Origin of the sequence: Mesorhizobium sp. M0496 (genome assembly GCF_040321205.1) — a bacterium.
GTDB lineage: Bacteria > Pseudomonadota > Alphaproteobacteria > Rhizobiales > Rhizobiaceae > Mesorhizobium.
Genome location: NZ_JAMYRC010000072.1, coordinates 1 through 16,234, shown reverse-complemented (window position 1 = coordinate 16,234; position 16,234 = coordinate 1). Strand labels below are relative to the sequence as shown.

At 64.3% G+C, this 16,234-nt stretch carries 14 protein-coding genes; 12 read left to right on the top strand and 2 right to left on the bottom strand.

Going from position 1 to position 16,234, the window contains the following annotated elements; all coding sequences use genetic code 11:
• The first annotated feature begins 212 nt into the window (after positions 1 to 212).
• The 6 genes from NKI73_RS32225 to NKI73_RS32200 all read left to right on the top strand — a co-directional run bounded on the left by NKI73_RS32225 (position 213) and on the right by NKI73_RS32200 (position 6,625).
• Positions 213 to 1,655 (top strand): hypothetical protein, encoded by a 1,443-nt coding sequence (locus tag NKI73_RS32225; protein WP_352635944.1) that lies wholly within the window; start codon positions 213 to 215, stop codon positions 1,653 to 1,655.
• Positions 1,656 to 1,808: 153 nt separating this feature from the next.
• Positions 1,809 to 3,113 carry an ABC transporter substrate-binding protein gene (locus NKI73_RS32220; protein ID WP_352635942.1) on the top strand — a complete coding sequence of 435 codons (1,305 nt, stop codon included), beginning with the start codon at positions 1,809 to 1,811 and terminating at the stop codon, positions 3,111 to 3,113.
• Between the two features lie 218 nt (positions 3,114 to 3,331).
• On the top strand, positions 3,332 to 4,213 hold the full coding sequence (locus NKI73_RS32215; protein ID WP_352635940.1) for a branched-chain amino acid ABC transporter permease: 882 nt from the start codon (positions 3,332 to 3,334) through the stop codon (positions 4,211 to 4,213).
• The gene (locus NKI73_RS32210; protein WP_352635939.1) at positions 4,210 to 5,172 is read left to right on the top strand and encodes a branched-chain amino acid ABC transporter permease; all 963 of its coding nucleotides are present in this window, start codon (positions 4,210 to 4,212) and stop codon (positions 5,170 to 5,172) included. The genes NKI73_RS32215 and NKI73_RS32210 overlap by 4 nt, the downstream gene beginning before the upstream one ends.
• A complete protein-coding gene (locus NKI73_RS32205) occupies positions 5,169 to 5,894 on the top strand; it encodes an ABC transporter ATP-binding protein (protein ID WP_352635937.1) in 726 nt (241 codons plus the stop codon). Before NKI73_RS32210 ends, NKI73_RS32205 begins: the two co-directional genes overlap by 4 nt.
• Complete coding sequence (locus tag NKI73_RS32200) at positions 5,891 to 6,625, top strand: ABC transporter ATP-binding protein (RefSeq protein WP_352635935.1); 735 nt, start codon at positions 5,891 to 5,893, stop codon at positions 6,623 to 6,625. The genes NKI73_RS32205 and NKI73_RS32200 overlap by 4 nt, the downstream gene beginning before the upstream one ends.
• Here the strand turns inward: NKI73_RS32200 and NKI73_RS32195 are convergent, their stop codons facing one another.
• A complete protein-coding gene (locus NKI73_RS32195) occupies positions 6,626 to 8,008 on the bottom strand; it encodes a sodium:proton antiporter (RefSeq protein WP_352635946.1) in 1,383 nt (460 codons plus the stop codon). It lies immediately after the preceding gene.
• Positions 8,009 to 8,078: 70 nt separating this feature from the next.
• Positions 8,079 to 8,693 carry a bifunctional nicotinamidase/pyrazinamidase gene (gene pncA / locus NKI73_RS32190; RefSeq protein WP_352635933.1) on the bottom strand — a complete coding sequence of 205 codons (615 nt, stop codon included), beginning with the start codon at positions 8,691 to 8,693 and terminating at the stop codon, positions 8,079 to 8,081.
• Between the two features lie 260 nt (positions 8,694 to 8,953).
• On the opposite strand from pncA, the gene NKI73_RS32185 reads away from it, so the two are divergent.
• Genes NKI73_RS32185 through NKI73_RS32160 form a run of 6 tightly spaced genes read left to right on the top strand, consistent with a single transcriptional unit; the run spans position 8,954 to position 16,078 of the window.
• Complete coding sequence (locus NKI73_RS32185; RefSeq protein ID WP_352635931.1) at positions 8,954 to 9,811, top strand: FAD binding domain-containing protein; 858 nt, start codon at positions 8,954 to 8,956, stop codon at positions 9,809 to 9,811.
• Complete coding sequence (locus NKI73_RS32180; protein ID WP_352635929.1) at positions 9,808 to 12,624, top strand: molybdopterin-dependent oxidoreductase; 2,817 nt, start codon at positions 9,808 to 9,810, stop codon at positions 12,622 to 12,624. The genes NKI73_RS32185 and NKI73_RS32180 overlap by 4 nt, the downstream gene beginning before the upstream one ends.
• Positions 12,621 to 14,162 carry a 6-hydroxynicotinate reductase gene (locus NKI73_RS32175; RefSeq protein WP_352635927.1) on the top strand — a complete coding sequence of 514 codons (1,542 nt, stop codon included), beginning with the start codon at positions 12,621 to 12,623 and terminating at the stop codon, positions 14,160 to 14,162. Before NKI73_RS32180 ends, NKI73_RS32175 begins: the two co-directional genes overlap by 4 nt.
• On the top strand, positions 14,162 to 15,043 hold the full coding sequence (locus tag NKI73_RS32170; RefSeq protein WP_352635925.1) for a UPF0280 family protein: 882 nt from the start codon (positions 14,162 to 14,164) through the stop codon (positions 15,041 to 15,043). Before NKI73_RS32175 ends, NKI73_RS32170 begins: the two co-directional genes overlap by 1 nt.
• Positions 15,036 to 15,620, top strand: a complete 585-nt coding sequence (locus tag NKI73_RS32165) for an amino acid synthesis family protein (RefSeq protein WP_352635923.1) — start codon at positions 15,036 to 15,038, stop codon at positions 15,618 to 15,620. Before NKI73_RS32170 ends, NKI73_RS32165 begins: the two co-directional genes overlap by 8 nt.
• A complete protein-coding gene (locus NKI73_RS32160; RefSeq protein WP_352635922.1) occupies positions 15,617 to 16,078 on the top strand; it encodes a MarR family winged helix-turn-helix transcriptional regulator in 462 nt (153 codons plus the stop codon). Before NKI73_RS32165 ends, NKI73_RS32160 begins: the two co-directional genes overlap by 4 nt.
• Positions 16,079 to 16,234 lie beyond the last annotated feature (156 nt).

The window sequence follows — 16,234 nt, the reverse complement described above, 5'->3', positions numbered from 1 at the left end:
TTGGCGAGAAGGACCGCGTGGAGCAACTGGTCAAGGTGTGAGGGGTGGTGGGGCTCTTCGATAGCGTGAGTTCCTTAGCGCCCCCCTCTGTCCTGCCGGACATCTCCCCCTCAAGGGGGGAGATTGGCTTTCATTTCGGCTTTCGCCAATCTTCCACGCAGCAAAAAAGGCGCCGATCAAAGAAACTGCTAATCTCCCCCCTTGAGGGGGAGATGTCCGGCAGGACAGAGGGGGGCGCCGTAGAGTGCCTTCCTGCGAGAGTTGCGCCCCCATGCCTCATCGCTTTGCTAGCCTTCTTCCCCACCCACGCCTTCGCCCACGCCTCCGACCGAGGCCACGTCCTGCTCCTGCCGACCGGCTACTACCTGGTCGGCGGCGCCTTCGCCGTCGCCGTCAGCTTCCTCGTCCTGTCTCTGCTGCCGGCGGATTGGCTTGATCGTTTCTGGCGCCGGCGCCTGCCGCTCTTCGGCTTTGGCGACGCCTTCCGAACCACCGTCAGCCTGATCTCCTTTGCCGGCTTTGCAATTCTCATCGCCGCCGCCTTTTTCGGCAGCCGCGACCCGCTCTCCAACCCGCTGCCTCTGGTGATCTGGACCCTGCTGTGGGCTGGCGTTGCGCTGCTGCAGGGCGTCTTCGGCGATCTCTGGACATGGCTCAACCCGTGGGTTGGGCCATGGCGTCTCGTCTCGCGCCTGTTGGGTGGAGACAACGACGGGAGATGGCGTCTGCCTGGATGGCTCGGCTGCTGGCCGGCGGTGATACTGTTCTTCGCCTTTGCCTGGTTCGAACTCATCGATCCGGCGCCGGATGATCCGGCGCGACTGGCATATGCTGCCGGCCTCTACTGGTTGTTCACCTTCCTTGCGATGCTGGCGTTCGGCTATCGCGCCTGGAGCCGCAGCGGCGAATTCCTGACGGTCTTCTTCTCGATGGTGGCGCGCTTCGCTATCGTCGAGCGCAACGAAGCCGGCCGGCTTGCGCTATGCTGGCCGGGCGCCAAACTGCTCGCCGCGGAGCCGTTGCCGACCAGCGGCATTGCCTTCCTGCTGCTGGCCCTGTCGTCGGTGTCCTTCGATGGCCTGTCGAAAACCTTCTTCTGGCTCGGCCTGTTCGGTATCAATCCGCTCGAATTTCCCGGCCGCACCGCGGTTATCGGCAGCGGCACGCTCGGGCTTGTCCTCACATTCGCGCTGCTGGCGGCGGTGTTCCTGCTTGCCGTCTGGCTCGGCCAGCGTCTCGCCGGCAGCGATCACACTTTTGGCCAGGCAGCTGGCCTGCTGGTCTGGTCGATCGTGCCGATCGCGCTCGCCTATCATGTCGCGCATTATCTGACGGCGCTACTTGTCGACGGCCAATATGCGCTTGCAGCACTTTCCGATCCGTTCGCGCTGGGCTGGAACCTGTTCGGCACCGCCGACATGCAGATCGAGGCCGGCATCGTTGCCGGGGCGGATTCCGCCTGGTGGCTGTGGAATGTCCAGGCCGGCACCATCGTCCTTGGCCATGTGCTCGCCGTCCTCGTCGCCCACGGCTTCGCCTGGCGCCTGCACCCGCAGCCGTCCCGCGCGGCACTTAGCCAGTTCCCGCTCACTCTACTGATGATCGCCTACACCGTCTTCGGCCTCTGGTTGCTTGCCACGCCGACCGTCGGATGAGAAAAAGGCGGCCTCGATATCGTTCGGGAAGCTCGCTTGCCACACCAAGGCTTTGGTGATTTAGTTTGTACACATGCAATTTTTCACGTCCTCTTAGCGAGGATGCCGAAGCGCCTTAATCGTTGGTCAAGACTGAAAAACAGGGGAACGAACATGGCTGACAAGAACGGATTTTTCGACCTCTCCAAGACTGCCCTCACCCGCCGCACGGCGCTGAAGGGTCTGGCCGCGGGCGCCGGCCTCGCCGTCGCCCCCGGCTTCGTCCGCTATTCCCAGGCGCAGAGCTCGGCGCCGATCAAGATCGGCTTCCAGTCGCACCGCACCGGCATCGGCGCCGCCTATGGCCGCTGGTACGAGAAGGCGACGGCTGCCGCGGTCAAGGCGATCAACGCCGCCGGTGGCATCAATGGCCGCCAGGTCGAGGTGATCATCGAGGATGACGGCACCGATCCCGGCCGTGGCGCCGAGGTGGTTGGCAAGTTCGCCACCCAGCACAAGACCGACATCGTCTTCGGCACGCTGTTCTCGCATGTCGTCATCGGTTCGGCGCCCGCTGCCGGCGAAAACAAGATGCCCTATTTCGTCGTCAGCGAAGGCCACCACGTCGCCTCGACCAAGCTCAATCGTTATGTCTTCCAGCCCGGCATCACCGACGTGAAGAGCCAGATCCAGTCGATGGCGCCGTGGATCGCGGCCAATGCCGGCAAGAAGGTGACGCAGATCTTCCCGGATTTCGCCTTCGGCTACGACCATCGCGACTACCTGCCGCCGGCACTGAAGGCGCAAGGCGCCGAGGTCATCGCGCAGATCGCCATCCCGCCGACGGAATCGTCCTTCACCAAGTATTTCCCACAGATTCCGACCGAGACCGAAGTGATCTACCACGTCATGGTCGGCCCGGCGGTGCTCACCTTCGTCAAGGAACTCGGCGAGTTCTACGGCTCCAACCGGCCGCAATTGTTTGGTTTCATCGATTCGCTCGAAGCCACCGACATCAACAGCCCCGGACTCGAGTTCCTCGACGGCAGCCATTTCTGGGAAGGCTCGCCGCGCTATGCGCAGCCAGACGATTCCGCGGCGCAGAGGGCCTACCGCGCCGCCGTCGGCATCGACGACAATGGTGCTGCCGTCGGCGACCCCAAGGACGTCTCGACCGCAGCCCACATGTTCGGCTGCTGGGAGACGCTCTACGTCGTCAAGAAGGCGATGGAAGACGCCGGCTACAAGGGCCCGGAAGACCGCGCCAAGCTGGTCGAGGCGACCGAGGCGCTGACCGAATTCGCCGAGGGGCCCGAGCATCCGCAGGGACCGAAAACCTTCAACGGCAAGATCCACCAGTGCTTTGGCATCCAGAACATCTCCAAGGTCGAAGGCGGCAAGCTCAAGGTCGTGCACAAGACCAAGATCGAGGACGGGCTTTACGAGGCCGAGGGGGATTATACGACGCAGGCGCTTTAGACAGAGCTTCGTCTGTAAGCGTGGGAGCCAAGTCACCCCCCTCTGTCCTGCCGGACATCTCCCCCGCAAGGGGGGAGATCGGCGGTTCTTGCGGCGGCACTTATCTGCCGGCGTTGGCGATTGGCGAAACCGGCGACGACATCCAATCTCCCCCCTTGCGGGGGAGATGGCCGGCAGGCCAGAGGGGGGTGCACTTGGCGCCTGCCGGTACTTAGCCGATGCACTTCGGTCCCCACCTCCTCCTCGCCGCCCTCGAAGGTCTCGTCACCTCGGCCGTGCTGGCGCTGACGGCGCTTGGTCTGTCGCTGGTGTTCGGCGTCATGCGGGTGGTCAATGTCGCGCATGGCGAGTTCTTCATGCTCGGCGCCGTGCTCGCCTGGGCGATCACCACGGCGATCGGCGGCCACCCGGCACTCGGCTTCCTGGCTGCATTGGTGATTGCGCCGCTGATCGTCGGCGCCATAGCACTGGTCGCCGAACGGCTGGTGCTGCGCCGGCTCAACTACAATCCGGAAGCCACCATCGTCGCCACCATCGGCATGCTCTACATCATCCAGCAGCTGGCGCTGACCTTCTATGGTCCGGAGGCGCGGCCGGTGGAGCCGCCGTTCAGCTATCGCATCCTTCTGCCGTGGTTCGGCTATTCCGGCTACAAGCTGTCGATCATCGCCGCTTCAGCGCTGCTGCTGATCGCGACCTGGCTGGTGCTGACGCGCACCAAGATCGGCCTCGTCATGCGCGCCACGCAGTATGACAGCGAGACGGCGCAAGCCTTCGGCATTCCCGTGGGACGCGTCTATGGCGGCGTCTTCGCGCTTGGCGCCATGCTGGCGGCCATCGCCGCGGTGCTGATCGTGCCGATCAGCCAGGCGCACTACCTGATGGGGCAGGATCCGCTGCTGCTCTCCTTCATCGTCGTCATCATCGGCGGCCTCGGCTCGCTGCGCGGCACGGTCGTCGCCGCCGTGCTGATCGGCCTCTCCGACGGCATCATCTCGATGTTCTTCTCGCCGACGCTGGCCAAGATCATCGCCACCCTGCTCGTCGCCATGGTGCTGGTGTTCCGGCCGCAAGGCCTGTTCGGGACGGCATCGCGATGAGCGAAGCTTCGCCGGCAAAAGCCTACGCTTTACATCTGGGCGTCATCGCGCTGCTCTTCGTGCTGAGCTTCCTGCTGCCGGAGTATTATCACGGCCTGCTTGCCCGCATCATGGTGCTGGCGGTCTTTGCCATGGGTTACAACATGCTGTTCGGCTATGTCGGCCTGCTCAGCCTCGGCCATGCCATGTTCTTTGCTGCCGGACTGTACGGCGCCGGCCTCGCCGTCATCCAGCTCGGCTGGAGCGTGCCCTTGGCCTTCCTTGGCGGAATTGCCTGCGGCGCGGTGCTGGCGCTGGTGATCGGCCTGTTGGCGCTGCGCACCACGGGTGTCGCCTTCATGATCGTCACCATGATGTTTGCGCAGGTTTTTTATCTCCTCATTCTCTACCTCGCGGCATGGACCGGTGGCGACCAGGGCATGGTCGTGCCGCAGCCGGCGCGCGTGCTCAGCTTCGGCGCGACATCGCTCGAGCTCACCAATCCGACCGTGCGCTACATGATGGCGCTAGGGCTGTTTTCCATCGTGCTGCTCGTCACATTGGCGATCGTCCGCTCCCGATATGGCCGCGTGCTGGTCGCCATCCGCGAGAATGAGGAGCGGACGAAGATGCTCGGCTACGACACCTTCTCCAACAAACTCGCCGCCGTCGTCATCTCCGGCACCATCTGCGCGGCCTCGGGCGCCGCCTATGCGCTGTTGTTCGGTTATGTCGGATCGAGTTTCGCTTCGGTGCAGTATTCGATCCTGCCGCTGCTCTGGGTGCTGCTGGGCGGTGCCGCCACAACGCTTGGGCCGCTGATCGGCACGCTGTTCATGTATTATGTCATCGACATCACCAGCGGCTACACGTCAGCCTATCTGCTGATCGTCGGCATCGCGCTCATCCTTTTGGTGCTGTTTTTCCCGAAAGGCATTCTGGGCAGCATCCGCCAGCGCTGGCTCGGGTGGCTGCCATGATGCCGCTTTTGACCACCAAGGGCCTGTCGCGAAACTTCGGCGGCCTGCGCGCCGTCGACGGCGTCGATTTCGAACTGATGCCGGGCGAAATCCGCGCCGTCATCGGACCGAACGGGGCGGGGAAGACCACTTTCGTCAGCCTGGTCAGCGGCCGCATCCAGCCATCTTCCGGAATGATAATCTTCGATGGTGCCGACATCACAAACCAGCCGGGCTATATCAGGGTTCGCCAAGGCATCGCCTACACCTTCCAGATCACCAGCGTCTTCGGCAATCTTTCCGCCTACGACAATGTCGCGCTGCCGGTGCAGCGGACCCTGAGCGATGGCCGCTCGAAGGGCGCGGTGCGGGCTGGCGTCATGGCGGCGCTCGAACGCACGGGGCTGGCCGATCGTGCGCATATGCCGGCCGGGCAATTGTCCTACGGCCATCAGCGCCTGCTGGAAGTGGCGATGGGCCTGGCGCTGAAGCCGCGCCTGCTGATCCTCGACGAACCGACACAAGGTCTGGCTGACAGCGAGATCGACAATTTCATCACTGTGGTGCGCGAAATCGCCAAAAACGCCACCGTGCTTTTGATCGAGCATAACATGCCTGTTGTCATGCAACTCGCCGACCGCATCACCGTCTTCAACGCCGGCAAGATTCTGGCCGAAGGTACGCCCGAAGCGATCCGCGAGAACGCCGCGGTGCAGGAAGCCTATCTGGGGACCGCCCCATGACCGAAACAAACAGGGCCGAAGCGAAGTCTCAAGCACTGACTATTTCGGGGCTCGACTGCTTCTATGGCGAGGTCCAGGTGCTCTATGGACTAGACCTCACGCTGAACAAGGGCGAGGTGCTGTGCCTGTTCGGCCGCAACGGGGCCGGCAAGACGACGACGCTCAAAGCCATTATGGGGCTGGTTCCCTCAAGCGCCGGCTCGATCAGACTCGAAGGCAAGGAATTGACAGGACTGCCGGCGCACGAGGTGCCCAAGGCTGGGGTCGCCTATGTGCCGCAGGGAAGACGGCTGTTCGCCGAGATGACGGTGGCCGAAAACATCGAGATCGGGCTGATGGCACGCGGCAAGGGCAAGGCGACGCGCGAAAACGTGCTCGACCTCTTCCCGCTGCTGCGCCAGCGACTGCGGCAGCGCTCGGGCACGCTGTCCGGCGGCGAACAGCAGATGCTGGCGATGGCGCGCGCGCTTTGCCTGGAGCCGCAGGTTCTGCTGCTCGACGAGCCGACCGAAGGGCTGATGCCGTCGATGATCGCCAAGATCCGCGAGACGGTGTCGAAGCTGCGTGACATGGACGTTTCGACCATTTTGGTCGAGCAACGGGTCGATGCGGTGCTGTCCGTCGCCGACCGCGTTGCCTTCATCGAAAACGGCCGCAATCGCGAAACGGTCGATGTCGAGCAACTGCGCGCCGACCCGTCGGCGGTCCGCCGCTATGTCGGCGTGGGTTGATCAGCCGAAGAACAGAAAACCCGCACCCAAAAATATCGGGATCAGTACCAGGCCCGACCATGCCATATAGCCGAAAAAGCCCGGCATCTTCACGCCGCGATGTCGGGCGATGGCGTAGACCATGAAGTTCGGCGCATTGCCGATATAGGTGTTGGCGCCCATGAACACCGCGCCGGCCGAGATCGCCGCCAAAGTCGAGGCAAATTCCGTCATCAGGTGCCGTGGGTCGCCGCCGGCAAGCTCGAAGAACACCAGATAGGTCGGCGCGTTGTCGAGGAAGGACGACAGCGCGCCGGTCAGCCAGAAATAGGCGAGGTCGTTGGGCGCGCCCGAGGGCGAAGTGACGAGGGCGACCAATGGCGCCAGCGCGCCGTCATGCCCGGCTCTCAGGATGGCGACGACCGGCACGATGCAGATGAAGATGCCGGCAAACAGCTTTGCGACTTCAGCGATCGGCCCCCAGTTGAAGCCGTTCGCCTCGCGGTGGCTCTTGTAGGAGAGGGGAAGCGACAGCAGGGCCAGCGCAAGGATGATGGCGTCGCGCACCAGGTTCTGCAGCTCGAGACTCACGCCGAACACGGAAAAGCTCACTCCCGGCTTCCAGGTAGCCGACAGCAGGATCGCGCCGATCACGCCGGCCAGCAGCGGAAGGTTGGCGAGACCGCGCAGACGCACCTTCGTGTCCGGCGTCGGATCCTTGATCTTCGGCGCGCCAGCCTCGCGCCGGTGCAGGACGATGTCGATGCCTAAGAAGACGACCAGCACGACACCGCCGACGAACAGCGTCTCACACCAGAGGTTGGCGGTCGTCCAGAAGAAATCGACACCGCGCAGGAAGCCGACGAACAGTGGCGGGTCGCCCAAAGGGGTCAGCGAGCCGCCGATGTTGGAAACCAGGAAGATGAAGAAGATCACGACATGGGCGTTGAACGGCCTGGCGTCATTGGCGCGCAGAATCGGACGGATCAGGATCATCGAGGCGCCGGTCGTGCCGATGACCGAGGCGAGTAGTGCACCGACCAGCAACAGCCCGGCATTGACCAGCGGCGTGCCGTGAATGTTGCCGGCGACCAGAATGCCGCCCGAAATAGTGAACAGCGCAAACAGCAGGATGATGAACGACATGTATTCGGTGAGCAGCGTATGCAGTACCGCCTCGGTCGCCGAGGGGACACCGAAGGCCAATGCCAGCGGCACGATCACCAGCGCTGCCCAAAGTGCTGCGATCTTGCCGTAGTGATGCTCCCAGACATGGTGGAAGAGCAGGGGACCGGTGGCGATCGACAACAGAAGCCCGGCAAAGGGCAGCGCCCACCACAGCGACATCACGGCGCCGGGCAGACCGTGTTCCTCCGCCGCGAGAGCCTGTGCCGGAAACGACATTGCGAGGGCAACCGCAGCGCCCGCCTTTGTCGCGATCCGCAAAAAGCCCCTCTTGCGCCCCACGGTCCGTTCAATCCGACAAAGGATCTTCGAGCGTCACCCCGGCGTCGCGCATGCGGTGCAGCATCGTATCGAGCGAACCGTTGAGATCGATGCCACGGCAGGCATCGAGCCTGACGGTGGTCTTGAAGCCCTGGCTGACGGCATCCAGCGCCGAGAAGCCAACGCAGAAATCGGTCGCCAGACCAACCAGGGTCAGCGTGTCGATGCCGCGTTCCCGGAGATAGCCGGCAAGGCCGGTCTGCGTCGTGCGGTCGTTCTCGAAGAAGGCCGAATAGCTGTCGATATCAGGCCGAAATCCCTTGCGGATGACGAGCTCGGCCTTGGTCCAGGCGAGGCCGGAATGGAAATCAGAGCCCAGGCTGCCCTGGATGCAATGGTCCGGCCACAGCGTCTGCTGGCCGTACGGCATTTCGATCATCGTGAAAGGCTGCGCGCCTGGATGACTGGAAGCAAAGCTCGAATGGCCGGCGGGGTGCCAGTCCTGCGTCAGCACGACATGGTCGGTGTGCCGGATCAGGTCGTTGACCAGCGGCACGATCTCGTCGCCGCCGGCAACCGCCAGCGCGCCGCCCGGACAAAAGTCGTTCTGCAGGTCGATGACAACAAGCGCTTCGTCGGCCATGGGCTTTCCTCTTCCGTATGTAGGCTCCAGTGGAAAATGCCGCTGACGCGACCGGACGCAGAAACTTGACCAGAAGGGCCGCGGCGTCAACCTCTCAAGGCATAACAAATGCGTGCCGACCGAGTGGGCGCAAACTCCGGCTTTGACAATTCCTGCCGGCTTGATATCATTTGCATACGAATGAATTCCCCCGGCCGCCGATGCCGGCCGGATCTTTCGAAATACCGGTTCTGGAAGACCTCTTTTCTGGAAGGCAAGGCGTGATGCGTTACGCGAAACCCACCTCGGTCGACGAAGCGCTCGCTTTGCTTGGCGAGGGTGCCTGGCGCATTCTTGCCGGCGGCACCGATTTTTATCCGGCGCAGGGAAGCAAACCGTTCCGGGACAATGTCCTCGACATCAACGGCCTGGCGGCGCTGCGCGGCATTGCAGACACGGGCAGCCATTTCGTCATCGGCGCGCGTACCACCTGGACCGATATCATTCGCCATTCCTTGCCGCCGGCCTTCGACGCGCTGAAGCAGGCGGCGCGAGAGGTCGGCTCGGCGCAGATCCAGAACGTCGCCTCGGTCGCCGGCAATCTCTGCAACGCCTCGCCGGCCGCCGACGGTGTGCCGGCCCTGCTCGTCCTCGATGCCGAGGTCGAGCTGCGTTCGACGACGGTGACGCGGCATCTGCCGTTGCAGGACTTCATTCTGGGCACCCGCCGCACGGCTCTGCTGCCCGGCGAGATGGTGACGGCCATCCGCGTGCCTAAGCCCAGCGGCACGTCGGCTTTCGTCAAGCTCGGTGCACGGCGCTACCTCGTCATTTCCATCGCCATGGTGGCGGCACGTCTGGTCGTCGACAACGGCACTGTCCGGCAAGCGGCCGTCGCCGCCGGCTCCTGCTCGGTAGTGGCCAAGCGGCTGGCCGGCGTCGAAGCCGCGCTGAGCGGGCTGCCGGTGGACGGCAGACTGGCCGACGCGGTCCAGTCTGCGCCGATGGGCGAGCTGTCGCCGATTGCCGATGTGCGCGGCAGCGCCGAATACCGGCTCGATGCGGTGCGCGAAATCGTTGCACGCGCCGTGCTCGCGGCCGTGGGGCGAACGACTAGCGACGAGGTGGCGGCGGCATGAGCCAGGTTCAGACTGAAGTGAGTGAAGCCCTGCCCGATCCGGGCAACATCCAGCCTGGCTTCGGCGCTGCGCGGGCCGATATCGCCTTCGAGGTCAATGGCGACGCCATCTCGGTCAACGTACCGCCGCTGCGCCGGCTGTCCTCGGTACTGCGCGACGAATTGCTGCTGACCGGCACCAAGGTCGGCTGCGATGCCGGCGATTGCGGTGCCTGCACGGTGCTGGTCGACGGCGATCCCGTCTGCGCCTGCCTGATGTCGGCTGCGTCCGCTGCCGGAACGTCGGTTACAACCGTTGAAGGCCTCGCCAATGGCCGGTTGTCGGCGCTGCAAGCCTCGTTCCTTGCCCATGGCGCGGCGCAGTGCGGCATCTGCACGCCAGCGCTGCTGGTCGCGGCAACGGCATTGTTGGACAAGCAGCCTAACCCGACCGAGACCGAGGTGCAGGACGCGCTGGGCGGGATTCTATGCCGCTGTACCGGCTACCGGAAGATCATCGCGGCGGTGATGGATGCGTCGCAGCAAGCAGCAAGCCTCGATTTCCGCTTGCCTCAATCCGGCCAGGCGATCGGCTCCTCCCCCGTCAGGCTCGACGGCGTGCCAAAAGTCACCGGCGGTGAAAAATTCGGCGGCGATTCTTTCCCTGCCGACGCGCTGGCCGTGCTGGTGGTCCGATCGCCGCATTATCACGCCGGCTTCGCCTTCGGCGACCTCGACGGCTGGGCGAAGGCACATCCCGGCATCGCCGCTGTCTTCACCGCCGCCGACATTCCCGGCAAGAATTGTTTCGGCGTCATCGGGCCGTTCGCCGACCAGCCGGCGCTGGCCGAAGGGTTTGCCCGCCTTCGCGGCGAGGCGGTGGCGCTCGTTGCCGGCGAGCGCGAGGCGATCCTCGATCTCGACCTTTCGGATTTTCCGGTTCGCTGGACCGAACTGCCGCATTTTCTGCAGCCTTGCGAAGCGCGGGCCGGCGGTGCCAAGCTCATTCATGACAATCGGCCGGCAAACCTGCTTACTGCCGGCTTCGTCGAACACGGTGACCCCGAGACGGCTCTCGCCGGCGCGGCGTTCATCGTGTCCGGCGCCATCGACACCTCCTATGTCGAACATGCCTATATCGAACCAGAGGCCGGCTATGCCTACCTGGACGGCGACACGCTGGTGGTCGTCGCCTGCACCCAGGCACCCTATATGGATCGCGACGAGACTGCGAAGGTGCTCGGCCTTGCCGTCGACAAGGTGCGCATTGTGCCGACCGCGACGGGTGGCGGCTTCGGCTCGAAACTCGATGTCTCGCTGCAGCCGCTGATCGGCCTTGTAGCGCTGAAGACGGGGCGGCCGACGGCACTCGCCTACACCCGCACCGAATCGATGATTTCGACCACCAAGCGCCATCCAGCCGAGATGAAAGCGACCATCGGCGCCGATGCCGATGGCCATGTCACCGGCATGACCTTCGAAGGCGATTTCAACACCGGCGCCTATGCAAGCTGGGGGCCGACGGTCGCCAACCGCGTGCCGGTGCATGCATCCGGCCCCTATGCGACGCCGAACTACCGTGCCGAGGGCCGCGCTATTCACACGCATGGGCCGATTTCCGGCGCCTTCCGCGGCTTCGGTGTGCCGCAGGCGACGATCATGCAGGAGACGCTCTATGACGAGCTGGCCGGCAAGCTCGGCATGGATCGGCTCGACTTTCGGACGAGAAACTGCCTTCGGAACGGGTCCGAAACGGTTACCGGGCAGCGTCTGGACTCAGGCGTCGGCATTGCCGAATGCCTCGAATCGCTGCGGCCGCATTGGGCGCGCGCGAAAGCCGACGCGGATGCGTTCAACGGTACCAACAGAGACAAAAAGCGCGGCGTAGGCATCGCCTCCTGCTGGTACGGCTGCGGCAACACCTCGCTGCCTAACCCGTCGACCATCCGCGTCGGCATCGCGGCTGACGGCACGGTCATCCTACACCAAGGCGCCGTCGATATCGGCCAGGGTTCGAACACCGTCATCGCCCAGATCTGCGCCGACGCGCTTGGCCTGCCGCTGGAGAAATTCCAGCTGAAGAGCGCCGATACATCGATCAGTCCCGACGCCGGCAAGACATCGGCCTCGCGCCAGACCTTCGTCACCGGCAAGGCGGCCGAAAAGGCCGGCCGCGCCTTGCGCGAACAGATACTGCGCTTTGCCAATGTTTCCGAAAACGCAGCCCTGCAGCTTGACGGCCCGGCGATCGCCATCCGCGAAGGTGAAGCCACTCGCCGTATCGACCTCGCCTCGCTCGACGTGGATGCCGAAGGCTTCGTCTTCCGCGCCGAGGAGACCTACGACCCGCCGACGCTGCCACTCGACGCCAAGGGACAGGGCAAACCCTACGCCGTCTATGGCTATGGCGCGCAGATTGCCGAACTGGAGGTCGACCTCAAGCTCGGCACGGTGAAGTTGATCAAGATCACAGCCGCGCACGATGTCGGCAAGGCGATCAACCCGCTGCTGGTCGAAGGCCAGATCGAAGGCGGTATCGCGCAAGGCATCGGCATGGCGCTGATGGAAGAGTATATTCCCGGCCGCACCGAGAATTTGCACGACTATCTCATTCCGACCATCGGCGACGTGCCGCCGATCGAAACCATCCTGATAGAAGTTCCGGATCCGGAAGGACCCTTTGGCGCCAAGGGGTTGGGCGAGCATGTGCTGATCCCGACGGCGCCTGCGATCCTCAACGCCATCCGCCACGCCACCGGCGTCCTGGTCACCAAGATTCCGGCGACGCCGACGCGTATCCGCGCCGCCATTTGCGAAAAGGAGGCACGCCGATGAGCGAGCTTGCCGAACGCTTCGAAACCCACGATCCCGGCGAGAAGCTGGTGGCGGAGAAGATCCGCTGCGATGCCTGTCCGGTGATGTGCTACATCGCCGATGGCCGCACCGGCGCTTGCGATCGCTACGGCAATGTCGGCGGCAGCATCGTGCGGATGGACCCGCTAACCATCCTCGACCATGCGGCGGAGGCCGGCGCGGCAATCGTGCCGTTCGTTGCCGAGGGCGAGACATGGGACGGCGAACTTATCAACACCGGCCGCCGCTTCGTCACCGCCATCGGTGCCGGCACCACCTATCCCGACTACAAGCCGGCCCCGTTCATCGTCAGCCAGGAGGTCGAGGGCGTCGATCTCGTCACGGTCGTCACCGAGGGCATCTTCTCCTATTGCGGTGTCAAGGTGAAGATCGACACCGACCGTCATATCGGACCCGAAACGGCTGTGGTGCGGTCGCAAGGCGAAGCGATCGGCCATGTCACGACAGGCGAATATGGCTCTCAGATGTTGTCGCTTGGCGGCGTGCACCATCTGACCGGCGGCTCCAAGGCTGAAGGCCGCGCCACCTGTGACGCGCTGCTCAATCTGTGCAACCGCAAGCCTGTCGAACTAGCCATCGATGGCGGCGCCATCATCACAGTCGAAGCCGGCAAACCACCTGTGATCGACGGCAAGCAGGAACACCGCATGCGTGTCGGGTGCGGCTCGGCGACCATCGGCATGTTCGCCACGCAATGGCGCGGCCTGGTCGACGAGGTAGTGGTGGTCGACGACCACATCACCGGCGTCGTCTCGGAGCATCAGGCCGGCAAGGTGCTGGGCTGGCAGGACACCGGCATAAAAATCATCGGCCGCCGCTCGACGCCGGGCCGCTATTTCAAGGTTTCCGAACCCGGCCTCGGCTGGGGCGGCACCAGCATATCCGACCCGCTGTCGATCCTCGGCGAATGGAACGCCAAGAAGGGCGCGCGGCCGGGCCTGTCGTTGCTGATGGTTTCGACCACCGGCGAGCAGTTCGCCTATTACGAGCTCGACGACGAGCTGAAGCCGGTGCAGAAGCCTTTTCCCGAACGGCTGCAAAAGTCCGTCGAGTTGATCGAGGACAATTGCGAACCGGCTTTGTGCACCGTGCTGTTCATCGGCGGCGCCGGTGGTTCACTGCGCGCCGGCGTCACCGAAAACCCGGTCAACCTGACCCGTTCGGTACAAGGCCTGACCACCTATGTGACGGTCGGCGGCGCGCCGGTCTATGTCTGGCCGGGCGGCGGCATCACGCTGATGGTCGATGTCACAAGGGTGCCGGAGGGCGCCTTCGGCTATGTGCCGACCCCCGCACTTGTGGCGCCGATCGAATTCACCCTACGCCGCGACGACTACATCAGGCTGGGCGGCTACGAGGCCGAGATCCGCAACGTCGAGGATATCGTTGCTAGGGGTGGCGAATACCTCAACCCGCGACGCGGAACGTGTGCTGCGGCCGGCAATCCATGGCCGCCGCTGGCGCAATTGCGCCGCGCTGCGTCGAACGAGACCGGGTGATGCAAGGCCCGCAAGCGCATTGGCTGCAGGACGGCAAGCGGCTGCATCTCAACCACGGGCCGATCGACTTGATCGTCGAGGCCTTTGGCGAGGCGCACGAACGCCGCTTGGCCTATGAACAGGCTGCAGCTCGGTTCCAGACCATTCTGACCGAACTGGTTGATGAACTACCCGGCCTGCGACGCCCCACGTCATTGCGCCCCCGTCTGTTCTCCGGGTCGACAGCACGGCGCATGGAGGCGGCAATTGTGCCGCTGGCGGAAAAATTCATCACGCCGATGGCCGCCGTCGCCGGTTCGGTAGCCGACGAAATGCTTGATGCGCTGCTGGAGGGTCGCCAGCTCGATCGCGCCTATGTCAACAATGGCGGCGATAGCGCCATCCACCTCGGCACCGGCCAGTCCATGATGCTTGCCATCGCCGGCACCGGACACGGTCTTGCGGACCGCATCATCATCCGCGCCGAGGATGGCGTGCGCGGCTTTGCCACCAGCGGCTGGCGCGGACGCTCGTTTTCGCTGGGCATTGCCGACGCCGTCACCGTGCTCGCGAAGACCGGAGCCGAAGCCGATGCCGCCGCGACGCTGATCGCCAATGCCGTCGATCTGCCCGGCCATCCGGCCATCCGGCGTGTGCCGGCGCGCGATCTGGCGCCGGACAGCGACCTTGGCGACAGGCCTGTCACGCAAGAGGTCGGCCGGCTTTCCCCAGCGGAGATTGCCATGGCGCTGGACAGCGGGCTTGCCGTCGCCGAAGATTTCCGCCGCAGGGGATTGATCGCCGCATCGGCGCTCTTCCTTGCAGGCCAGACCCGCATCAGTGGTTCCATGGCGCTTGCCGCGCCCAACAAAATCCCAGGGAAGGAAGTTGCGCATGCCTGAGTTTCCGATCCGCAAAATCGCGGTGTTGACCGAAGAGATCTTTCACGAGGGCGGGCCGGTGGCCCAGGTGCCGCGCCGCCGCGCCGTCGCCATGGCGCTGGTGAAAAACCCGTTCGCCGGACGCTATGTCGAGGACTTGCAGAGCGCCATGGACGACCTGAAGCCGCTCGGCCTGTTGCTCGCCGACCGGTTGATCGCCGCGCTCGGCGGAGACGTGAAGCAGATCGACGGCTATGGCAAGGGCGCCATTGTCGGCACAGCAGGCGAACTCGAGCACGGCGCGCTCTGGCATGTGCCCGGCGGCTACGCCATGCGCGAGCGGCTCGGCGACGCCAAGGCGATCGTGCCGTCGGCGAAAAAGGTCGGCGCTTTCGGTTCAAAGCTCGACGTACCGCTCGGCCACATCAACGCCGCCTATGTGCGCAGCCATTTCGACGCCATGGAAGTCGGCATCAATGACGGGCCGCGTCCCGACGAAATCCTGTTCTGCCTCGCCATGACCTGCGGCCCGCGCGTGCACGACCGCATGGGCGGGCTGGCAGCCAAGGACATCAAGGCCTGGGACGGGCTGCGATGAGCGCCGAGGACAATCTGCTCAAGCTCGTCGAGGTCGAAGAGCCTGAGGAACACGATTACCTCCTGCAGGAGCAGGTCGGCTTCATCCTGCGCAAGGCGCATCAGCGCCATGTCTCGATCTTTGCCGCGCATATCGGCGACCTGACGCCGCCGCAATTCGCAGCACTCGCCAAGCTGCGCGATGTCGGCGAGACCTCGCAGAACCAGCTCGGCACGCTGATCGCCATGGATGCGGCGACGGTGAAGGGCGTCATCGACCGGCTGAAGGCGCGCGGCCTGGTCGAGCTTTCCAAGCACGAGGCCGACAAAAGGCGGCTGCTGGTCAATCTGACCGCAGAAGGCCGCGACGCCATCGAGCGCCTGATCCCGCTGGCCCGCGAGATCACCCAGGAGACACTGGCGCCGCTCTCAGCCAAGGAGATCGCCACCTTCATGAAGCTGCTGGCGAAGCTGGCGTAAGGGCTACGCTGCCTGCCCGCAGTGGTTGAGGCGGTCAGAGTCCATTTTCGGAGACGAGGAGGTTTGGCGCTGCCCCTCATTGTCCTGCCGGTGTCCAGCCGATAGATGGGTAACACTTTGAACCGGATACATAGGTAACAGTTTTCCCCCTTATGA